The sequence below is a fragment of the Vibrio sp. 10N.222.52.B7 genome (assembly GCF_041474275.1).
Classification (GTDB): Bacteria; Pseudomonadota; Gammaproteobacteria; order Enterobacterales; family Vibrionaceae; genus Vibrio; species Vibrio crassostreae_C.
In genome coordinates this window covers 56,456-75,940 of the sequence record NZ_JBFRTU010000068.1, presented here as the reverse complement: position 1 = coordinate 75,940, position 19,485 = coordinate 56,456, and the positions used below count along the sequence as shown (strand labels likewise).

Sequence of the window (19,485 nt, the reverse complement as noted above, 5' to 3'; positions counted from 1 at the left end):
CTTTTTATCATCATTATTATTACGTTGTTGAGACTGCTGTAAAGTCGCTAAGCTATTGAGCGTATACGTTTATAAATGGATAAATCATTAAACGTTAATTTGAACGAGCTAAACTAATAGCGGCTATTCATGCCAAATCGATTCGACATATCATCGTCCATACGACCGCCCTTCCAACCGCCACCGCCCAACAAATTAAGTACATCACGCGCGTTATATTCCTCACCACCGAAGAAGTCATTAGACACATTATTACGCAGCAATTGAATGGCTGGAGCTAATTCAACAGCAAGATCTTGTGGATCCGCAAACAAGGCTAAAGCAATCTGTTGTTGGCGTTTACTCAACTCACGAGAACTTGTTTCAACCTGCCCAATAGAGAAAAAGTCACTGCTTCCGTACGCTTTCACCAACTTTGCAGAAAGTGATTTGATTACTTTCTTGATTCGTCGTCGTTGAATATATCTAAACATATAGATTGCCTTGTATTGATGAGCTTAAGTTAACCAAACAGCAGATAGGTCTGATTGTCGACTGAGATACTTTTGACTTCGGTGTTGAACACGGACTCTAGCTGCTCAGGGGTAAGCACTTGATCAGCTGAGCCTGATGCTTGAAGTACACCTTTATCGAGCAACAACACTTGGTCTGCGTGTCTTAGTGTTCTGTTCAAATCATGGTTAGCCATGATCACGGCGATGCCCTTCTCAGCCACTCGTTCGATAAGCTTGTACAACAAGGCTTCTTGAGCAATATCCAACGGAGCTGCGGGTTCGTCGAGGATCAGCAGCTTCGCGTATGGGTTAAGTGTCGGCCAAATTTGCAGGCACATTCCCGCCAAACGTACGCGTTGCCATTCACCACCAGACAGTGTCTGAATTGAGCGATGAAGTTTGTCTGCAATGTCTAGCATCTGGCTGATTTCTTCCAAAGCTGCGTTGATTTCAACATCAAGGCCGTGTGAGGAGCTTGGCAGTGACAATGCAAGATATTGGAACACTTCTAAGTTGAAGGCTGGCCTTGCGCTTTGGCACAAGTAAGCACGATGCAATGATAAATCTTGTAAAGACAGCTCCGACAAATCCTGCCCGTCGATCTTTATATCGCCTTTGTAACCATCACCAATTCCAGATATCGCTTCGAGCAAGGTACTTTTACCGCTGCCATTAGGGCCGATAACGTGAGTCACCTGCCCTTGCTTGAGCTCAAATGATAGTGGTAATAAACGAGCGCCGACGCTCAGGCTCTTAATTTGAATCATGATTTTTAATTAACATCCAAATGAAGATAGGCGCACCGATACTGGTGGTCATCACACCCAAAGGCAGCTCTGCGGAATCTAATAAGGTTCTTGCACAGATATCAGCAAACACCAACAACGCAGCGCCAGCAACGGCAGACAAAGGAAGAAGGTATTTGTTATCAGTACCAATCGCTAAACGCAATAAGTGTGGCACAACCAAGCCAACAAAGCTGATCACGCCACCTAAAGCTACCGCGCAGCCGACTAAAATAGACACGGCGAAAATTAGACGCCAGCGCAATCTCGGTACGTTTACGCCTAACTGTGCGGCATGCGTTTCGCCAATCATTAACTTATCTAGCTTACTACCTTGCAGGCACAGCCAAATAATCACGGGGATCATCACCAACGTGAGCGAGTGTTGATACCAAGTGACGCCACCTAAGCTGCCCATCAGCCAATACATCAATAAACGTAGACTTAAGTCATCACTAAAATAGAACGCCCATGTCACCATCGCGCCAGAAAGAATGCCTAACGCGACACCCACCAGCAGTAATTTAGCCGTGGTGAGTCGCATCGTTTTTACCATGCTCACCAGTATCACGGTGAAACAGAGCGAGCCTAAAACGGCGGCAATCATGAACAGTTCTGGAGTCGGAGCAAACGGCAAGAAGAACAGCACGATAACCATCGCCAAACTTGCACCACCAGAAATGCCGAGCACACCGGGCTCTGCTAATACGTTACCCAATAAGACTTGTAAACTTGCGCCAGATACGGCTAACCCTGCCCCGATAGCAATAGCCGCCAATAGTCGAGGTAAGCGTAAATCAATCAGTAGTTTTTGTTCTAACGTGGACAATGTGCCCAGAGGGGAAATGAAAAGATCGCCAACCATTAGGTAAATCGCACTCAGCGCGACAAGCAGTGCTGCCATCAGATAAATGGCTCTAGTCCATTTGCGCTGTTTTTGGTGAAGAAGTTGTTGGAAATCCATATCAAGCTACTTTGAAAATGTTCGCGTAACCTTACCTGTATCCCCAAATAAACTCAAGGCTCACACCGTAATGTGAACCTTGATATTTCAACCAGTTGAGCGGTTGTTTTCGTCGTTTAAACCCGAGTCGATATTAATCGTACACAAGCTGACCATGGTCGAATCGCGTTTCAACTTCACACACCATTAAGGCTGCTCGTTGACCGATAGCAACATTACGATTAGGGAACACCACCGCTTCGTTTTCATTCTTAGCCATTAACGGTTTATCACCATCATGACCGAATACTTCACCGTGCTTGAACGCGGTAAAGTTCTCTACAGAATCTGAGAACATGAAATCGAAGTCATCATGTAAACGAACAATGGTTCTGCTCACGCGATAAGTGATGGTTCGCTTAGGTAAATGCTCTGGCTCAACTTCAGCAATCAAGTTACGCATCGCCAAGTCAAAAGCCGTTAGCTTATCAAGTTGGTTCTCACCAATTCTCGCGACCTGCCCTAGTTCCATTGTCAGTGCTTGCGCTTCGAAGTTTTCAGCACTGTACCAACTGAATGTACTGGTTGGCGCATTTGACAACAACACTGCTTCCACGTGCGCACTGTTAATGAAATCAAACAGCTCTTTACTGCGTACTTCGTGGCGAACTTTAGGGCTCACTGCAAACGAGTAATGCTTAGATAAACGGATTGCACAGTGCAAATCTAGATGCCAACGAGTGGCAGGTTCCGTTTCTTTGTAAAACTCAGTCACCAAGAACTTCAAGTTCTTCGCGATATCCACTTCTCGATTGCTCTCGTACTGCTTTTCATCAAACAGACGATTCATGTTCACATCAAGAAAACGAGTATGCGCGTTAGTGGCTTCTGGGTGAGCTATGATAAACAAGCATCTCGCGTTTACTACTTGGAAACCTGTTTCAATATCCTCAATGAGCTTATCGATCAGCTCCATTGGTGAAGTTTCGTCGCCATGAACACCGGTTGAAAAAATGATGTTCTTGGTTTCAGAATTAAAATCCGCGGGAATCACTTCCAAGACACCGCGTTGATGAAGCTTAATTTGAACACCGTTACTCAGTACGGTCTGTCCTGCAAACACTTCTTGCTCAAGATCTAGGCTGTCAAAAAGAAATGATTGGCGAAAGAGGGTCTTCGTCATGCGCTACTCCTTAATTGCACGGCCGTATGTTAATAAATTGTACATAGAAATTGTGTTGCTAGGATCGCACTTATCAACAGAAACTCCGTTATCACTCACAAATACTACCCATATATTTTTATATTACCTGCTGACTTTACTAACCGACATCTGTTCCAAATAACTTTCTCTATTTAAAGAGACTTTTGGTTGTTTCGGCTTATCTCAGGTTATGCCAGCAAGATAAGAGCCACGTAAGCTAACACAGCTCTTACCTGCTATGAACAGATTGAGATCAATTAATCTTCCTGATCGAGCAATCTTTCAAATTCATCGATTTGAACTTTGACCATGTCGATGCTTTGTTGCCAAAAATCAGCTTGAGTCAGGTCCATTCCTAAGTGCTTTTGAACGACTTCTTCCGCCATCATGCTGCCCGTATCACGAAGCAACGAAACGTAATCGCCGTAGAATTGCTCACCTTTCGCATCGCGCTGAGCGTAAACACCTTTACTGAACAGGTAACCGAACAAGTATGGGTAGTTGTAGAAGCTTACTTGAGAGATGCTGAAATGCAGTTTGCTCGCCCAGAAGTAAGGGTCAGCTTCTGTCATTGCATCGCCATACCACTCTTTCCAAGTCGTTTCCATCAAGTCACACAGCTGCTGAGCCGTTAGCTCGCCTTTTTCACGCTGCTCGTAGAAGGCTTTTTCAAACTCAAAACGAACGGGAATGTTCACCATTAATGCCAAAGAAGAAGAAAGCTCTTCCCACAGCATTTCAAGTTTCTCATTACGTGTTTGTGCTTGCGTTAACAAGTGATCACGAACGATGTTTTCAGCAAAGATAGAAGCGGTTTCTGCTAGCGTCATTGGGTAGCGTGTTTGACACAACGGCATGTCTTTCATTACCCAGTTGTGGAACGCATGGCCTAGCTCGTGTGCCAATGTCATTAAGTCAGAGCGGCTGCCACTCCACGTCATGAATACAAGCGGTGTGCGTGTCGCGGCAAACTTAGTACAGTAAGCACCTAAACGCTTGTTGGCTGCTGATGCGGCATCAATCCAACCATTCTCAACCATCAAAGCAACGAAGTCAGCCATCTCTGGGTTCACTTCAGCGAAGGCAGTTTTGATCACTTCAATCGCTTCATCAAATGGATAAACCTTAGATTCAGCGTCACCAAGCGGCGGCATCGCAGCTAAGTGGTTCCATGGCTTCATTTCATCTAAGCCATGAACTCTTGCCATTAACAAACCTGCTTTCTGACCAACAGCTCGATTAGCTTTCGCTACCGACATCATGGTGTCTAGCGTTTCTGGCACAATGCGGCTGCCGTGTAGGCTTGGATCTAGGAAATGCACATCGCTAATCTTCGAACGCTTTTTGTTTTCAGTCAGTCGCCAACCCGCCAATGCATTTAGAATCGAAGCAAAAGACTCTTGGTGCGTTTTCATCGCACCTTGAACCGCGCGCCATGCTGGTTCTTGTTTGTCGAATTCGCTGCCGTACAACAGGCTCGCGGCTTGTGAAAAGCCTAGGGCTTCCTCTTCACCGTCCAGCTTTAGCGACAGTTTTAAAGATCCGGTTAGGTTATCGTATAAACGACCCCATCCGTCACGACCATCAACCTTCATCGCTGCCAATAACTGCTCTTCAGCAACACTGAGTCGGCTGCTTGATAACTTACGAGAGCTTTCAATCGCAAAGCGCTGCCCTGCTACGTCCGCACTATCATGCTCTAATACTGCATCAATAAATTCTGGTTCTGCGTGAATTAGCGTATCTTCGTAAGGGCTGAACGCTTGAGACATTTCAGAGTTCAGCTTCGCTACACGACCAAGCAATGCTTTCGCTTCTGTGTGTGTCGCGTCGACCGATGCGTGGCAATTAGCGAAGGTGTTGATTGTACTCAGTAACGTGCCTGCCGCTTCTGAAGTCTGAATCGCGTTTTGCATCGCTAGAATGATATGACGCTTTTCAACGTGTAGGTTCAACAGCTCAATGCACTGCTGAATGAGTTCAATGTCCTGTTCGATTTTTGCATCATTAAGATCGCTATAAGCAATGCTTAGATCCCAACTTGGTGTTGTCATGACTAAATTCCTTTCACGTAGGTAGTAATACCAATCAGGTATAGCGGCTGTGAACGCCGCTTTATACTTCTATTTATATTTCTGTTTCTATTTACAGATCTAAAAGATTGTTAATTCTTAAACTGTGTTTTTTGAACACTCAGAGAACAGGTATCCCTATCGATTTAACGCTGATAAAGCTCTGCGCAAACTGAGTGATTTGAATATGCGTTATCGATGCGTTTTCTATCGATAACTTCGAGTACAAACTCGGGTTTTTCCAATCAATATTAAGGCAGTGCGCTAGCAGTATGCGAATCACACCACCATGAGTAACCAACAATATGTTGTCACTTGAATCATTCAAAAGTTGCGACCAAGCTTGAGTTACTCTGTCGTGGAAGCTCTGTAAACTTTCTGCGCCAGTTAATTGATGATTAGCAGGGTCTTTCCAAAAGGTTTCTAACATTCCCCACTTGTCTTCAAGTTCATCAAATGGGACACCATCTACTTCACCGAAGTTCATTTCCTGAAAACCCGATGCAACTGATAAAGGCACAGACATACGCTCTGCAAACAAGCTCGCGAGATCACCACATCGTCTTAGTGGAGAGCTAACCACGCTATCAAAGGTAATGTCTTGTGTAGTTAGTGCCTCACATATCTGTTCTTGAAGATCAGAGTTGACCAGCACATCAGATAAACCATTGAGCGCAGCTTTTCCTTCGACTTTGCCATGTCTTAACAAATAGATGTTTTTGGTTGTTCCATTGACCATGTGTGCGACCTAGCCTTGAATATCAAGCAAGTGATTAGATGGTTTTAAGTGCAGCGGCAATCCGGCAGCAACCAGCGTGACGCGCTCAACGACGCGAGCTAGCGCTTGGTTCATTCGTCCTGCATTGTCCACAAACAAGCGAGACACTTTACCCAGCGGCACCACACCTAAACCGACTTCGTTAGAGACCATGATAATTTGCGCCGGACTTTGCTCGACGCTTTTGACCAATACTTCAACCACGGCTTCAACCTGTTCATTAGTTGCGTCATCACCCAGTTCAAAGATGATGTTGTTCAACCACAAGGTTAGGCAATCAATCAATACCACATCTTCTTTCTCAAAAGACTGCAGTTTTTCGGCTAATTCGACGGGTACTTCATGCTCAATCCACTGCTCGCCACGACGTTGTTGATGGTGCGCGATTCGTTCTCGCATTTCATCATCAAGATATGTCGCTGTCGCAATATAATTGAGGCGTCCATTTGAACATGCTTCAAGCGCACATAATGCTTGTTGCTCTGCAAAACTCGACTTGCCAGAACGAGCTCCACCCAATACCAAATGGCTGTTTCGCTGACTTGCTTGATTAATTTGATTAGCTTGAATAGTTTCATTCGTGTTGGTCATAGGAAGCCGTTATAGAAAGCCATTGTAAAATGCAGTAATGAATACAAGGTAAGTCAGCAACTCCATTAACTGTTGAGCCGCACCCAAGCAGTCCCCAGTAAAGCCGCCAATTCGAGCCGTTAACCACGTTTTAAAACCTGTTCTGAACAGATAGGCGACGACAGATAAAACCAAAGCGAATTCAAGACCAAACCACAGGCTAGGCAGCACGCCTACCAGCAACAAGAAGACAAGTTCGCCTTTGGTTTGCTTGTTGGCCAATGGTTTACTTTTACTGGTATCTAAATCACTGACATAAGGCATGTCGTAAATTAGCGATGCAGCAATCGCGCGGCTAAAGGTATAACTGGTCACGATTACCATAAACAGTCCCGTCATGCTTATGAGTTCATTCAACAGCACCCACTTGCCAAGCAGAGCCATAATCAGAGCAGACGCACCATAAGTACCGATTCGACTGTCTTTCATGATGGTCAAACGGCGTTCTAGGGTCATGCCGCCACCAATGCCATCGGCCATATCAGTCAAACCATCTTCATGGAATGCGCCAGTGAGCATCAGGCTAAAACTCATCATCAAAAAGATCGCTACTGCACTCGGCAGTACCACATCAAGTAGCAAGAACACACCGCCACACAGAACACCAAGCAACAAACCAACCGTTGAAAAGTAGCGACCAGAACGGTTCATTCGCTCTGTAGAATAGGGCGTGTTTTTCGGCATTGGCAAGCGAGAAAAGAAACCCATCGCCAGCGCAAAAAGCTCCCACTGATGGGTGACTCGATCTTTCAACGATCTTTCTGGTACATCACTCATTAAACCGTGACTCCAGCACTTTCGAAGCTCGCCATATTGTTATAGAACTCGGCTGCCGCACGAATGATTGGCATAGCTAGCGCAGCACCTGTGCCTTCACCTAATCTCAATCCAAGATCGAGCAGTGGCTCAGCGTCGAGCAGTTCTAAAAGAATTTTGTGCCCCGACTCTTCAGAGCGATGTGCGAAGATCATATAGTCTCGGCAGTTTGGTTCAATTAAAGTCGCGACATACGCCGCAACCGACACGATAAAGCCATCGACCAACACTGGTGTTCTGTTTTGGTAAGCGCCAAGGAAGCCACCGACCATTTGAACGATTTCATAGCCACCGACTTGTGCGAGTACCTCTTTAATATCTTTAAGATCTGTAAGCTCTTTAACTTCTTTCGCATCTAAATCTTTGCAACGCGCGACACCTTGCTCAACCACAGCCACTTTACGTGCAAGCTGTTCATTGTTGATGCCAGTGCCTAGGCCAACACACTCCGCTGCAGCACGATTCGCTAATGCACTTAAGATCGCTGATGCGCTGCTGGTATTTCCGATACCCATTTCACCAAACATGATGATATTGGTGCCATTCGAAATGGTTCTAGAGACAAGATCTGTACCCAGTTCAATCCCACGTTCAACCGTTTCTAAACTCATTGCCGCTTCATTGGCAAAGTTATTGGTTCGCGTACCCAAACGCTGAGAGATCAACATGTCACTGTCTGATTCCACAGGCAACAATATCCCCGTGTCGACTACCGTGATATCGATATTATTCACCGCACAGAAGCAATTGATCGCCGCGCCATCGCTTAAGAAGTTCAACACCATCTGTTGTGTTACCGCGCTTGGAGCAATACTCACGCCTTCGTCAGCAATGCCATGGTCGCCAGCAAAAATGATGATACTTGGCTTATTCAATTCGATGTGTTCAACCGCAGCTTCTTTGCCTTGGCTCTGAATCAAAGCCAGTTGATGTGCGACTTTTTCTAGTAAGCCAAGTGCGCCAAGTGGCTTGGTTTTTTGGTCAATTCGGTGTTGGATGTACTGCGAGTATTGGGTATCTAACATAGTTTTTAAAAACGCTTATTCTGGGTACGTTGATATAGGGCTGCTACTTAGGTATTGCTACTTAGGGCGTGCGACAGAAAACACATTGGAAAGCGTGGCGTATTCACCGCCACCCAATCGAGATAAAGGATCAAGTGCTAACGCGTCGATCTTAAGACGCTCACTGTCTTTGTCGATCACGTCTTCGGAAATGTACACGGTTTCGACTTGAGCAAAGATAAGGCTTTGTGGCACTTCTCCAACCTCTTTTACTTCGTACAAGGTGCATCCAAAAGCGACCGCGCACTCTTTCAATCTCGGTAAAGAGAAGCCTTCAAATTCAACCAGATCAATGTTATTCGCGGTGACTTCCGAATCACCATGTTCAAGGGTAGCTGCTGTCGCCGTCATGGTTTCGGCAGAACTTGAAGAAGCAATGTGAATCACTAGCTTACCCGTTTCTAGGGCATTACGAGTGGTATCTTTGATTTCGCCGGACGGCTTCTTCCCAACCGATAACATCAGTAACGGCGGATTACTAGAAACAGGCGTGAAATAAGAGAAAGGCGCGAGGTTGTACTCTTGGTCAGAAGATTCCGTCAATGCCCACGCAATCGGGCGAGGAACAACGGTTTGTGTCATCAGGTGATAAATCTGAGTGGGAGCAAGAGTATCAAGCTTGAGGTTCATAGCACGTCCTTGGTCTATGTGAATTACGACTCAGTTTACGTGTTAAGCAAGGCTGTATCTATGGCTATGTGGCAGAAACCGCAGAGAGTGTTCTTAATTTAAACAGATCACACTGGTTTTTTCTCAGATTGACAGTCAAATTGACGAACCCTAAAACACAAATAATACTGATAATAGATTTATCAATAACTTACATTTTGGCATCGTTTATGCCTTATCTAAATTACTTATTAATCTCTCCATTGATAAGTACCCATACAGTGAATGCCCACAACACTGACGCTACACGAAGAAAGACAATCGATTGAAAGACAAAACAGAACAACGATTTAGGAGGTGTAATGATTCCAAATTCAAGTAAAAGAAAACCAAATAAATCAAGTAAGAAAGCTAGCAAAAAGGTAAGGAAAATCCCACTGTCCTTTACCTAGTAAGAAGCAAGAAAAGTAACAAAGCCCGTCGCCCAGCGGGCTTTGTTATGTTTAACGCCTAACTTAAGTTTCAAACCGCATTTATCTTTCCCACCGCCATTATGTTTCATATCGTACTTATGCTTCAGACCGTACTTATGTGTCGAGCCAAACTAAATCATCTCTTTTTCCATAAACAGGCGACTCCCCACATACTACTGACCACTCGTTTAACAAACTTTTATTCGCTTAAAATTCAAACACTGTTTATATTAAACAAGCACTTGTGGAGTGAAGAAGGGATTAAAATGAGCATTTCTGGAGACAAAACATCGGTCGTGGTGGCTGGTGCAACCGGGTTAATTGGTCATCATGTGATGAAGTTGCTCATCGATGAACCCGCCGTTGATCATATCTATGCCCTATCTCGCCGAGCGTTAGATTCACAGTTTGATTCCAACAAGCTCCACACACTCATTCACAGCGACCTGCAAGTTACCAGTTGGGATGACACGAATGCGACGCCTAATCTTGGCGTTATCTGCTTAGGTACGACTAAGAAAAAGGCAGGATCAAAAGAAGCGCTTCGCAAAATCGATGTGGAACTGGTTAGCCAAGTCGCACAGTCGATGAAGTTTCTTGGGGTTCAACGCGTAGCGGTCGTTTCTAGCTATGGCGCTTCACCAGATTCCTATTCGCACTACCTTCGCTGTAAAGCACAAATGGAACAAAATTTAAAACGTATTGGCTTCAAGCAGCTTTTCATCGCACGCCCTGGGCCTCTGGTGGGTGAGCGTGATGAACCTAGAGCTGATGAAAAACTCCTGCAAAGTGTCTTTCCTCTGCTGTCTCCATTTATGCTTGGTAAGTTCAAAAACCTACGCCCTATTCAGTCGGAAGACGTAGCCAAAGCAATGTTGTTCCGGTTATTCGAAAATAATTTCCAAAATATCGAAATTTACTCGTCAAGTGACATGCTCAATTTATTGGCAAAATATCGCTAAAAAGCTCACCTATTCATCACAATGTTGAATATCCACCCATCCTATTGAGTGGATATTACTAATCGTTCTAATAAATTACTTTTCCTTATTTTACGTTTTGTTACAGGTCGCTACTGTAGCTAACAGTATTTGCGCCCATATATCTAAGCGCCCTATCGATTTAAAGAGATTCATAAGGAAAACAAATGTCATTTTCAGCTATCGCTGCCTTAGCGGTATTCACTGGTATCCTCTTTTTTCTCTACGGACAGCAGAAAAAAGAAAACACACTTTCTCGCCTCGTTTTACTCGGTTTAGTATTTGGTAGCGCATTTGGTCTTGGTCTACAGCTGTTATTTGGTGAAGGCAATCCGGTCATCAACGAAACACTAGACTGGGTAAATATTGTTGGCCGTGGTTATGTTGGCCTACTGAAAATGGTGATCATGCCATTAGTATTGGTTTCAATGATTGCAGCAGTAGTGAAGCTTGAAAAAGGCGGCTCACTGGGCAAGATTTCTGGTATCACCATTTCTGTACTGTTAGCAACAACCGCGATTTCTGCGATTGTTGGTATTGTTGTAACGCAAGCATTCGGCCTGTCTGCTGAAGGTTTAACAGAAGGCGCTCGCGAAACAGCACGTATCGCAACACTTGAAAGCCGCATCGGTAGCGTTTCAGACCTAACAATTCCACAAATGCTGATCAGCTTTATTCCGACTAACCCATTTGCAGACCTAACGGGGGCTCGCTCTACGTCTATCATCGCGGTTGTTATCTTTGGTGTGCTAACGGGCATCGCTGCTCGTAAAGTGATGGCAGAGAAAGAAGAACTAGAATCTCCAATCCGTACTTTCGTTGAAGCGTCACAATCTATCGTTATGCGCTTAGTTAAGATGATCATGGCACTAACGCCATACGGCATCGCAGCGTTAATGGCGAAGGTAGTTGCAACATCAAGTGCTTCTGACATCCTCAGCCTACTGGGTTTCATCGTTGCATCTTACGTTGCGATTCTACTGATGTTCGTCGTACACGGTGTGTTGGTTTCTTTTGTTGGTGTAAACCCGAAAGAGTACTTCCAAAAGATCTGGCCTGTACTGACGTTCGCTTTCACGTCTCGTAGTTCTGCAGCAACAATTCCACTGAACGTTGAAGCTCAAATCACTAAGCTAAACGTGCCACCAGCGATTGCTAACCTGTCTGCCTCTTTCGGTGCGACGATTGGTCAAAACGGTTGTGCGGGTATCTACCCTGCAATGCTAGCAGTCATGGTTGCGCCTACAGTTGGCATCGACCCAATGGACATCAACTTCATTCTGTCTCTGATTGCTATTATCACAGTGAGCTCATTCGGTATTGCTGGCGTAGGTGGCGGTGCAACGTTCGCGGCGCTTATCGTACTTCCTGCTATGGGCCTTCCTGTAACGATTGCAGCACTGCTTATCTCTATCGAGCCACTTATCGATATGGCACGTACGGCGCTTAACGTATCTGGTGCTATGACAGCCGGTACGATCACAAGCCGCCTATTAGGCAAGAAAGACAAGCAACAAGATCTGGAACAAGCGAACGCTTAATGGGTTCGATTGATTCAAGCACTTGAGTCTCGTTAAACAAAAAAACCGATGCACATGCATCGGTTTTTTATTATCTGTTACTTCTAACTTCCATTACTTCACGAGCAACAGCTTAGAACACAAGTTGAATGACTTTTTCGGCAAGTGCTTCATCGTCGTCTTCACTTAATCCGCTGACACCAATAGCGCCAATCACCTGCCCATTTAATTCAATGGGAAACCGCCTTTAAAGCCAGTGATCTTTGGGTCAGTCCAGTAACTTAAGTCTTTACCAGTTTCTCTCGCCCAAGCACCTAAGTTACCGCTTGGCTGTCTATCTCTTGCAGATGTATAAGCTTTGTTCTGTGCTAACAATCCGGCTTGAACACTCACATTATCCATGCGAATAAACGCCAGTAACTCACCGTGCGTATCACACACGCTCACCGCGATTGCTTGTTGATTACGCTCAGCAATGTCTAGAGCGTTAGACACCAGTTGTTGCGCGATCTTTTGATTCAACATATTCATTCCTTATGGCAGTGCTTGACCACGTGAGTACACGTATAGGTTGTACCACTCTTCACGAGACAGGTTTATCTGAGTCGCGACTGCCGAAGCTTTGATTCGCTCTAGATTTGTGGTGCCAATTACAGGTTGGATACGAGCAGGGTGACGAAGCAAAAATGCCAACACAATCGCTTCACTTTCTACGCCATATTGGTTCGCTAACTGAGCCACGTAGTGCGCTGTCTTTTTCACGTTTTCATGTTCTGAATACAAACCTTGCTCAGCAAATCGGCCTTGTGCCAAACAGCCCCAAGCTTGCAGTTGGATGTTATTCAATTGGCAATGTTCAAGAGTGCCTGCGGCGAAGTCTGATTGATGGTGCCCTTGCGAGTTAATCATCACCCCATCATTCAACCAATCCAATTTGGCTAAGCTCATCTCAACTTGATTCGCGACGATGGGTTGCCCAAGCGCAGATTGCAGGTACTGAATTTGATGGCTGTTCATGTTCGACACACCAAAATAATCGACCTTACCTTGCGCTTTTAAGTTCTCTAACGTTCTTGCTAGCTCATCGAGTTCCATCAAAGGATCAGGGCGGTGCAATAACAGCACATCAAGCTTTTCAGTATTCAATCGATTGAGAATACCGTCTACCGATTGGCCTACCCAATCTGCCGAGAAATCATAACGACCAACATTGCCCTCGCCTTCAAAACGAATCCCACACTTAGATTGAATGAACATCTGTTCACGCAGATCAGGCGCTTGTTGTAATGCTTGACCAAAGGCTTGCTCAGCTTTGCTGAAGGTATAGATATCCGCATGGTCGAATAAGTTAATGCCCGATTCTAGTGCGGTGCCGATTACGCTTCGTGTTTGAGCAACATCCGCACTCGTCACTGGATTATCATTCCAGCCACCACCTAACCCCATGCAGCCATAGGCAATTTGCCCAACATTCGGTAGATAATTTGATAATGGGATACGTTTTTTGTCATTCGTTTTGTTTGTAGATTCAGTGCTGTTCGTCATATCGATTCTCGCTTAGAAGATTTGCTGACCAGAAATATGCCTCTATCATATTGTTCTTTTTAAAAAACAGAATATGCTAGTTACGAAATGATTGTTTGATATGACGAACAATAGATTGGTAGGAACGCGCGAATGAACGAACACAAAAGAATAGAACGACTGATCCTGTTTGTAGAACTTGCTCAGCAACTTAATTTTACCAAGGCAGCCGAAAAGCTCGGTATCTCTAAGAGCTACCTTTCTGAGCAGATCAAACGTCTAGAGAATGATTTACAGTGCCCGCTTTTGGTCAGAACCACGCGCAGTGTTCGTTTAACCCAAGAAGGCGAACGCGCGTTACAACAAGGCTTAACGATTCGCTCGCAAGTCTTACAACTTGAACGCAGCGTTTCAGAGCAACACGACATCGTCAAAGGCCTATTACGCCTCACTGCGCCAAAGATGTTTACTGAGGTATATCTATTCGATATCTGCCAACAGTTTAGGCAGCAATACCCTGAGATTCGTTTCGAGATAAACAGTAGCTACACCAACTTTAATCTCAATCAAGATGATATCGATATCGCGTTTCGTGCCACCAATACGCCACCTGACAACATGGTGGCGAAACACTTGATTAGCTATCAACATGATTTAGTCGCGACTCCCGGTTATCTTAACCAATTTGGTCGCCCTACCAATGTGAGTGACTTAAGTGATCATCAATGCTTAGCAACTCTGCACCAAACCGAGTGGCCTTTAAAATCGGTAAATATTGATGTGTCCGGCTGGCTTTCAAGTAATGACAACCACCTGCTTAAGCAACAAGCCATGGCAGGCAGTGGCATCATCCGTATTGCAAGTTACTACGTTGCGAAAGAGATCGAGCTTGGAGAGTTAGAGCGAGTGCTGCCTGATGAATGTCTGCAACAAGGCAACAGTATTTATCTGTTCTATCCGCAAGTTATTTATCCGGCAAAGAAACACCAAGTGTTCGTTAAATTTGTTCAGCATTACTTTGAAAACTTGAGAGCTTGATAGTTTAAGATCTTGAAAACTGGAGAGCTCGATCATTTAAGAGCTTGAAGATTTGGTAGTTTAAGAATATGAAAGCTGAGTTAACGAGTTGAAGAAACGGAAACCGATGAACAGATAAATCAAATAACACGAAATAAGCTTTAAATAACCCTCTTGATTTATATACCTATATTTAAAATGGGATTATCGAACAATAATAAAGCGATTTTTCGAATGCTCTCATCGATGATTGTTCTTGATAGAAAGAAATCGTGCATTTGTTTAATAATACAATGAGTTACCTATGAATGATTAACATAACTGATATATGATGCACCGCTTCAGTATGTCACATCATCTTGGCACCAGTTCGATAACAGGATCCTCATGAGCTTTATTATATTATTACTTCTTCTGCTATTCGTAGGCTTTACACGTTTACTTCAGTGGCGAAAAACCTCTCTGTTTTTATCTCTTGTTCTTATATCGTCATTTGTGCTGATTGGTTCAGGTTTAATTCCTCGTTATTTACTGAACGATCTGCAAGCCGATTACGAAAATAAGCCTGATATCCAATGGTCTGACAATAACGCCATTGTTCTTCTAGGTGCGGGAACGCAGTTAATTAAAAGCACGCAAGAGTTCGAGCCAGCCTTTTTCTCTTTTGGCCGAATCAGTGAAACCGCCAGCCAATATAAAGATTGCGCCAAAACCCAAACCACATGCAAAGTGATCATCAGTGGTGGCGATGCACAAAATAACGGTGTTGCCGAAGCAGAAGTTTATCAGCAACAATTGCTGAGACTTGGCGTTCCGATGGGTGACATCATTCAAGAGCCAAATAGCGTCAACACTTGGAAGAACGCTCAGCTCACTAGTGACCTAATGAAGCATCATAAATTCGACAACATTGTGTTGGTTTCATCTGGCCTACATATTCGTCGTAGCGAGCTCTACTTCAACCACTTCGGCTTGAATGTTATTCCAGTGAGAGCCGACTATATGGCTGCTCAAATTTCATGGTTGCCATTGTGGTACAACTTTGCGGTCACAGATTTTGCTTTGCATGAACAGATTGGCTTTGCTCGTTACAACATTTACAACTTTATGGGTTGGAACAGCAAACGCGAAAAACCAGGTGATGCTTAATCTCTTCCAATTAGGTTAACTCGAACAATAAAAAATGCAGCAGCAATCGAACGGTTGTTGGCTGCATTTTTCGATCTTGCTTATCACAACATCCCTCCTTATTTGGCTTACTCAGTACTTCCCCCTCCTTTAAACAATAAACCTATCTAATCCATCTTGCTGGCCTAAATTTTCCAAGCCAACATACCAAATAACGAGGCTTCAAAAACAGAAACGTTCAACAATTAATCACCCATAGATTGGATTGTTGAAACTAATTGAAGTCATCAAGATAAGTCTTTATCAAACAACAAGTTAATCAGTACAACCTCCTGATATCTATAAGTATTTATTTTCAATTCATTTCAGTATTTTTGGCATTGTTTTATATGACAAAGTACACCCCGCTAGAGCCCCTCGGCTTTAAATAATATCAATAAAATCTAATAACTCGATTCTAATAAAAATAGCCAAATAATGGCATTTAGGAACTTATTCATGCTTAACGTCAGTAAAACCGTTCTATTTAGCTCTGCCCTCTGTTTCATCTCTTTTGCCACTCATGCCAAGATATATTCAGACCAAATCGTATTGGATAACCTCGGTGAAGATATCTGCCGTTCCGATTATCGTCCGCTCAGTAATACAGAAGCTCAAGAACACAAAACCGCCCTACTATCTCGCATGAATGTGTGGGACATTGCTGGCCTTAAAAATGACTGGGTGATCATGGGGTCTGGCTACCACGGGCTCATCAAACAAGGACAACCAAGTGACAATACTTGGTGCTACCCCAATACCCCAGACGCAGGCCTGCCTTACTACGAAGCGCAAGCTATCGAAACGAACAATAACCTTGATATTCAACGCGCCTTAGTCAGCGACAACACGAACTTTATCAGGCCACTGAGTTACTTGGCCCATAACCTCGGTTACGCTTGGGTTGGAGGCGATAGCGCGCGTTACGTCGGCCAAGACATGGCAATAAAACCGCTTAACAATGGTTGGGAGATTAAAGGCAATAACGATGGAAGCTGTGCCGGTGATCGCTGTGATGAGAAGACAAGCATCACTGTTGATAACTTCGCTTACACGCTCGATAACACATCGTTTTTACACGGTTCTATGACAGAGACCGACCAAGAACTGATTGAAACCGTCTCGGCTTATGCAATCAATGACGAAGATCAGTCTAAACAAATCGTCGTTGACCTTCATTTTGAGCAATCCACACAATGGAGTAAAACCCAACGCTTCGACCTTGCTGATTCAGTCGTCATTGATGAAACCTTTCATTGGCCACAAGTTGGAAAGACAGAAGTAAGAGTAGCGCTAGAAGATGGCCAACGTTTCTCCGATACCAACAATGGTGCTCGTTTTGAACCAACAGAACTGGAAGCCATCATCACCGTGCCTGCTCACTCAGTACTTCCTTTTCAAGTAGAGTTCTTACGCTCTACCATCACTTACCCATACCGTATCAAAACCAGCATGAGTTACGACGTGAACTTCACAGGTTTCCTTCGTTATAGCGGCAATGCGCTAAGCTCACACCCAACAAACCGCCCGACGGTCTCTCACACCTTTACCATGGGAACCACCAGCGAAGATCAAGCCAATATCCGCTACCAATGGGATCACCGTTATATTCCTGGAGAGATGAAATGGTGGGATTGGAGCTGGGCAATCAACACCAATGGTTTAAGTAGCATGCAGTACGCCGCAGGTGCCAGTGTCCGTCCTTTCTACACCTATGTTTCAGGCCAGTTTAGTGCGGAGTCACAATATTCTGGAATGATCGATATTGGTACCGAGCACTCTATTGATTCATTTAACGCCATGACACCTTCAGGCGATTACACACCCTACTACGCTGGTGACATCAAGGTTCTGACTGACTTCGACCCTGCAGCCCTAGCGCAACTGGGTTATAACAGCGCTCAGCTAACGCTTACCCCAATGCAGCCATAAGCCCATAGAAAGTTTCAGCTGTTATTCCAAGCCCATTGCGTCTGCTCTGGGCTTGATTCGTCTTACATTCTCTCAGTCATACATCTGTATTAGCCGCTAAGTATTCACTTTCTGAATCGTTTTTCATTGACTTAAAAATGAAATCATAACGACACACTAATTTGCGTAACTTATGGTGCAAATAGGCAATCAGATTACAGTGCCTATCAGGAGGATGTATGAAACCAAATCGATCTACGGTACTCACTGGACATGTAAAACACTGCCCATGCTGCTCTACCGAACTGGTCATCAAAGACCACATTCACGTTTGCCCGCGCAATGAAATTGGCGACTGTTACTTCGATGGCTATGACCAACACGAACAGCGCGCTAATACCGATTTTATCGATCATGCAAGTGCCAATGATAGCCTTGTTTACGGCATGTCAGAACACTAAGCTTTATTCAAGATTTGTTGAAGTCATTTCGCGCCAAAAAAAATGCAGCGCCAATCGAGTGATTGTTCGCTGCATTCTTAGATCCTGTAAACTTAGCTAACCATTAAAATGGAGCTAGGTAAAACGGATTACCACATTAGATCATCTGGGATCACGAAGTCTTTGTACGGGTCATCTTCGTCTACTTCGTCTGTGCTACCTGCCTGCGTATCAACGATAGATTCTTCGTCGCGCATAGCAATCTTGTTCGCTACTGCTGTTGGAATAACAACATAGCTCTCGCCTTGACGAGCAATACTTAGAATGCCTTTACTTAGTTGCTTTTGAGTCAGCTCTTCTACGTAAAGATATTTAACTAGCGTACCGTCGGTGAAGTTGTATTTGATCTCACCGTTCTTCTGTTCGATCTTGTTCATCTCAATCAGTTGCTTCACTTGAGCTTTAATTTCTTTGCTCAACTGTTGTTCTTTCAACTGTTGGTTTAGCTCTTTGTCTTTCGCTTGCTGCGCCAGTTTAGTTTCTTCAGCTGCCGCTTTTGCTTCACGAGACTGAACGCGAGACTTTTTAGAGCCTTTCTTCGCCTTCTTTAATTTTTTCTCATTTACCAAGCCAGCTTTAAGCATCTGCTCTTGGAGTGTTAACTTTGCCATGACTTTCCCAGTTCAGGATTAAAAACGGCACTATCATACCTGTTTTTGAGGTTTCTGTTTACTGAACAAGAGTAAATTACAGAACAATCGCAAAATTTATGCTGATAGCTCTAAGCTGTGTCCATATTCCCTTCTTGTTGCTCACAACCTCCACTTTACCGCGACACACAGTTTTCACTTAAGCACGCCAATATTGGCTGTTCCACCGACTCGAAAGCATTAACTGACCCTATTATTCGCGCGCGTACCACTTATCATTCCGATAAGACAATATGTTAATTTTCAATGGTTAATCAATTTTATAAAACCTTGGCATATATCTCATATTTGAATAAATGCCATAGAGTTATAACTCCAATGTCATAACTCTTGACTACGTTATTCTAG

General features: G+C 44.2%; 18 protein-coding genes and 1 pseudogene. 6 read left to right on the top strand and 13 right to left on the bottom strand.

Annotated elements, in window-relative coordinates; genetic code table 11:
- Positions 1 to 113: 113 nt before the first annotated feature.
- The 10 genes from AB4512_RS16560 to AB4512_RS16515 form a co-directional block, all read right to left on the bottom strand.
- Positions 114 to 473, bottom strand: a complete 360-nt coding sequence (locus AB4512_RS16560) for a DUF6559 family protein (RefSeq protein ID WP_372175197.1) — start codon at positions 471 to 473, stop codon at positions 114 to 116.
- A 29-nt stretch (positions 474 to 502) separates the two neighbouring features.
- A complete protein-coding gene (btuD, locus tag AB4512_RS16555) occupies positions 503 to 1,261 on the bottom strand; it encodes a vitamin B12 ABC transporter ATP-binding protein BtuD (RefSeq protein WP_017059159.1) in 759 nt (252 codons plus the stop codon).
- Positions 1,248 to 2,243: a vitamin B12 ABC transporter permease BtuC gene (gene btuC, locus AB4512_RS16550; RefSeq protein ID WP_017096955.1), complete on the bottom strand. Its 996-nt coding sequence runs from the start codon at positions 2,241 to 2,243 to the stop codon at positions 1,248 to 1,250. The genes btuD and btuC overlap by 14 nt, the downstream gene beginning before the upstream one ends.
- A gap of 133 nt (positions 2,244 to 2,376) precedes the next feature.
- Positions 2,377 to 3,405: a succinylglutamate desuccinylase gene (locus tag AB4512_RS16545; protein WP_017059157.1), complete on the bottom strand. Its 1,029-nt coding sequence runs from the start codon at positions 3,403 to 3,405 to the stop codon at positions 2,377 to 2,379.
- A gap of 278 nt (positions 3,406 to 3,683) precedes the next feature.
- Positions 3,684 to 5,480 carry a M3 family oligoendopeptidase gene (locus tag AB4512_RS16540; protein WP_372175196.1) on the bottom strand — a complete coding sequence of 599 codons (1,797 nt, stop codon included), beginning with the start codon at positions 5,478 to 5,480 and terminating at the stop codon, positions 3,684 to 3,686.
- A 139-nt stretch (positions 5,481 to 5,619) separates the two neighbouring features.
- Positions 5,620 to 6,237, bottom strand: coding sequence for an alpha-ribazole phosphatase family protein (gene cobC / locus AB4512_RS16535; protein WP_017059155.1), 618 nt, complete (start codon positions 6,235 to 6,237; stop codon positions 5,620 to 5,622).
- A gap of 9 nt (positions 6,238 to 6,246) precedes the next feature.
- Positions 6,247 to 6,867 (bottom strand): bifunctional adenosylcobinamide kinase/adenosylcobinamide-phosphate guanylyltransferase, encoded by a 621-nt coding sequence (cobU, locus tag AB4512_RS16530; protein WP_017059154.1) that lies wholly within the window; start codon positions 6,865 to 6,867, stop codon positions 6,247 to 6,249.
- Positions 6,868 to 6,876: 9 nt separating this feature from the next.
- Positions 6,877 to 7,683 (bottom strand): adenosylcobinamide-GDP ribazoletransferase, encoded by an 807-nt coding sequence (locus AB4512_RS16525; RefSeq protein ID WP_372175195.1) that lies wholly within the window; start codon positions 7,681 to 7,683, stop codon positions 6,877 to 6,879.
- Positions 7,683 to 8,747: a nicotinate-nucleotide--dimethylbenzimidazole phosphoribosyltransferase gene (gene cobT, locus AB4512_RS16520; protein WP_108194207.1), complete on the bottom strand. Its 1,065-nt coding sequence runs from the start codon at positions 8,745 to 8,747 to the stop codon at positions 7,683 to 7,685. Before cobT ends, AB4512_RS16525 begins: the two co-directional genes overlap by 1 nt.
- Before the next feature lie 57 nt (positions 8,748 to 8,804).
- Positions 8,805 to 9,416, bottom strand: a complete 612-nt coding sequence (locus AB4512_RS16515) for a flavin reductase family protein (protein WP_017065519.1) — start codon at positions 9,414 to 9,416, stop codon at positions 8,805 to 8,807.
- Positions 9,417 to 10,134: 718 nt separating this feature from the next.
- Here AB4512_RS16515 and AB4512_RS16510 point away from each other — a divergent pair.
- Positions 10,135 to 10,830 carry an NAD-dependent epimerase/dehydratase family protein gene (locus tag AB4512_RS16510; RefSeq protein ID WP_372175194.1) on the top strand — a complete coding sequence of 232 codons (696 nt, stop codon included), beginning with the start codon at positions 10,135 to 10,137 and terminating at the stop codon, positions 10,828 to 10,830.
- A gap of 185 nt (positions 10,831 to 11,015) precedes the next feature.
- Complete coding sequence (locus AB4512_RS16505; protein ID WP_017059148.1) at positions 11,016 to 12,389, top strand: L-cystine transporter; 1,374 nt, start codon at positions 11,016 to 11,018, stop codon at positions 12,387 to 12,389.
- Positions 12,390 to 12,501: 112 nt separating this feature from the next.
- Here the strand turns inward: AB4512_RS16505 and AB4512_RS16500 are convergent.
- Together AB4512_RS16500 and AB4512_RS16495 are read right to left on the bottom strand one after the other, a co-directional pair.
- Positions 12,502 to 12,893 (bottom strand): annotated as a pseudogene (locus tag AB4512_RS16500) (GlcG/HbpS family heme-binding protein).
- Between the two features lie 9 nt (positions 12,894 to 12,902).
- Positions 12,903 to 13,913 carry an aldo/keto reductase family oxidoreductase gene (locus AB4512_RS16495; RefSeq protein WP_017059146.1) on the bottom strand — a complete coding sequence of 337 codons (1,011 nt, stop codon included), beginning with the start codon at positions 13,911 to 13,913 and terminating at the stop codon, positions 12,903 to 12,905.
- A gap of 132 nt (positions 13,914 to 14,045) precedes the next feature.
- On the opposite strand from AB4512_RS16495, the gene AB4512_RS16490 reads away from it, so the two are divergent.
- The 4 genes from AB4512_RS16490 (at position 14,046) to AB4512_RS16475 (ending at position 18,448) form a co-directional block, all read left to right on the top strand.
- A complete protein-coding gene (locus tag AB4512_RS16490) occupies positions 14,046 to 14,930 on the top strand; it encodes a LysR family transcriptional regulator (RefSeq protein ID WP_136974859.1) in 885 nt (294 codons plus the stop codon).
- A 366-nt stretch (positions 14,931 to 15,296) separates the two neighbouring features.
- Positions 15,297 to 16,058 (top strand): YdcF family protein, encoded by a 762-nt coding sequence (locus AB4512_RS16485; RefSeq protein WP_017065514.1) that lies wholly within the window; start codon positions 15,297 to 15,299, stop codon positions 16,056 to 16,058.
- Between the two features lie 477 nt (positions 16,059 to 16,535).
- Positions 16,536 to 18,008, top strand: a complete 1,473-nt coding sequence (locus tag AB4512_RS16480; protein WP_372175193.1) for an aerolysin family beta-barrel pore-forming toxin — start codon at positions 16,536 to 16,538, stop codon at positions 18,006 to 18,008.
- A 218-nt stretch (positions 18,009 to 18,226) separates the two neighbouring features.
- On the top strand, positions 18,227 to 18,448 hold the full coding sequence (locus tag AB4512_RS16475; protein ID WP_017059142.1) for a hypothetical protein: 222 nt from the start codon (positions 18,227 to 18,229) through the stop codon (positions 18,446 to 18,448).
- 128 nt (positions 18,449 to 18,576) lie between these two features.
- On the opposite strand, the gene AB4512_RS16470 is transcribed toward AB4512_RS16475, so the two are convergent.
- Positions 18,577 to 19,098: a DUF2058 domain-containing protein gene (locus tag AB4512_RS16470; protein ID WP_010441213.1), complete on the bottom strand. Its 522-nt coding sequence runs from the start codon at positions 19,096 to 19,098 to the stop codon at positions 18,577 to 18,579.
- Between the last annotated feature and the right edge of the window lie 387 nt (positions 19,099 to 19,485).

Coding starts and splice junctions, on each gene's coding strand:
- AB4512_RS16560 (WP_372175197.1), bottom strand. CDS start 473: ATGTTTAGATATATTCAACGACGACGAATCAAGAAAGTAATCAAATCA.
- btuD (WP_017059159.1), bottom strand. CDS start 1,261: ATGATTCAAATTAAGAGCCTGAGCGTCGGCGCTCGTTTATTACCACTA.
- btuC (WP_017096955.1), bottom strand. CDS start 2,243: ATGGATTTCCAACAACTTCTTCACCAAAAACAGCGCAAATGGACTAGA.
- AB4512_RS16545 (WP_017059157.1), bottom strand. CDS start 3,405: ATGACGAAGACCCTCTTTCGCCAATCATTTCTTTTTGACAGCCTAGAT.
- AB4512_RS16540 (WP_372175196.1), bottom strand. CDS start 5,480: ATGACAACACCAAGTTGGGATCTAAGCATTGCTTATAGCGATCTTAAT.
- cobC (WP_017059155.1), bottom strand. CDS start 6,237: ATGGTCAATGGAACAACCAAAAACATCTATTTGTTAAGACATGGCAAA.
- cobU (WP_017059154.1), bottom strand. CDS start 6,867: ATGACCAACACGAATGAAACTATTCAAGCTAATCAAATTAATCAAGCA.
- AB4512_RS16525 (WP_372175195.1), bottom strand. CDS start 7,683: ATGAGTGATGTACCAGAAAGATCGTTGAAAGATCGAGTCACCCATCAG.
- cobT (WP_108194207.1), bottom strand. CDS start 8,747: ATGTTAGATACCCAATACTCGCAGTACATCCAACACCGAATTGACCAA.
- AB4512_RS16515 (WP_017065519.1), bottom strand. CDS start 9,416: ATGAACCTCAAGCTTGATACTCTTGCTCCCACTCAGATTTATCACCTG.
- AB4512_RS16510 (WP_372175194.1), top strand. CDS start 10,135: ATGAGCATTTCTGGAGACAAAACATCGGTCGTGGTGGCTGGTGCAACC.
- AB4512_RS16505 (WP_017059148.1), top strand. CDS start 11,016: ATGTCATTTTCAGCTATCGCTGCCTTAGCGGTATTCACTGGTATCCTC.
- AB4512_RS16495 (WP_017059146.1), bottom strand. CDS start 13,913: ATGACGAACAGCACTGAATCTACAAACAAAACGAATGACAAAAAACGT.
- AB4512_RS16490 (WP_136974859.1), top strand. CDS start 14,046: ATGAACGAACACAAAAGAATAGAACGACTGATCCTGTTTGTAGAACTT.
- AB4512_RS16485 (WP_017065514.1), top strand. CDS start 15,297: ATGAGCTTTATTATATTATTACTTCTTCTGCTATTCGTAGGCTTTACA.
- AB4512_RS16480 (WP_372175193.1), top strand. CDS start 16,536: ATGCTTAACGTCAGTAAAACCGTTCTATTTAGCTCTGCCCTCTGTTTC.
- AB4512_RS16475 (WP_017059142.1), top strand. CDS start 18,227: ATGAAACCAAATCGATCTACGGTACTCACTGGACATGTAAAACACTGC.
- AB4512_RS16470 (WP_010441213.1), bottom strand. CDS start 19,098: ATGGCAAAGTTAACACTCCAAGAGCAGATGCTTAAAGCTGGCTTGGTA.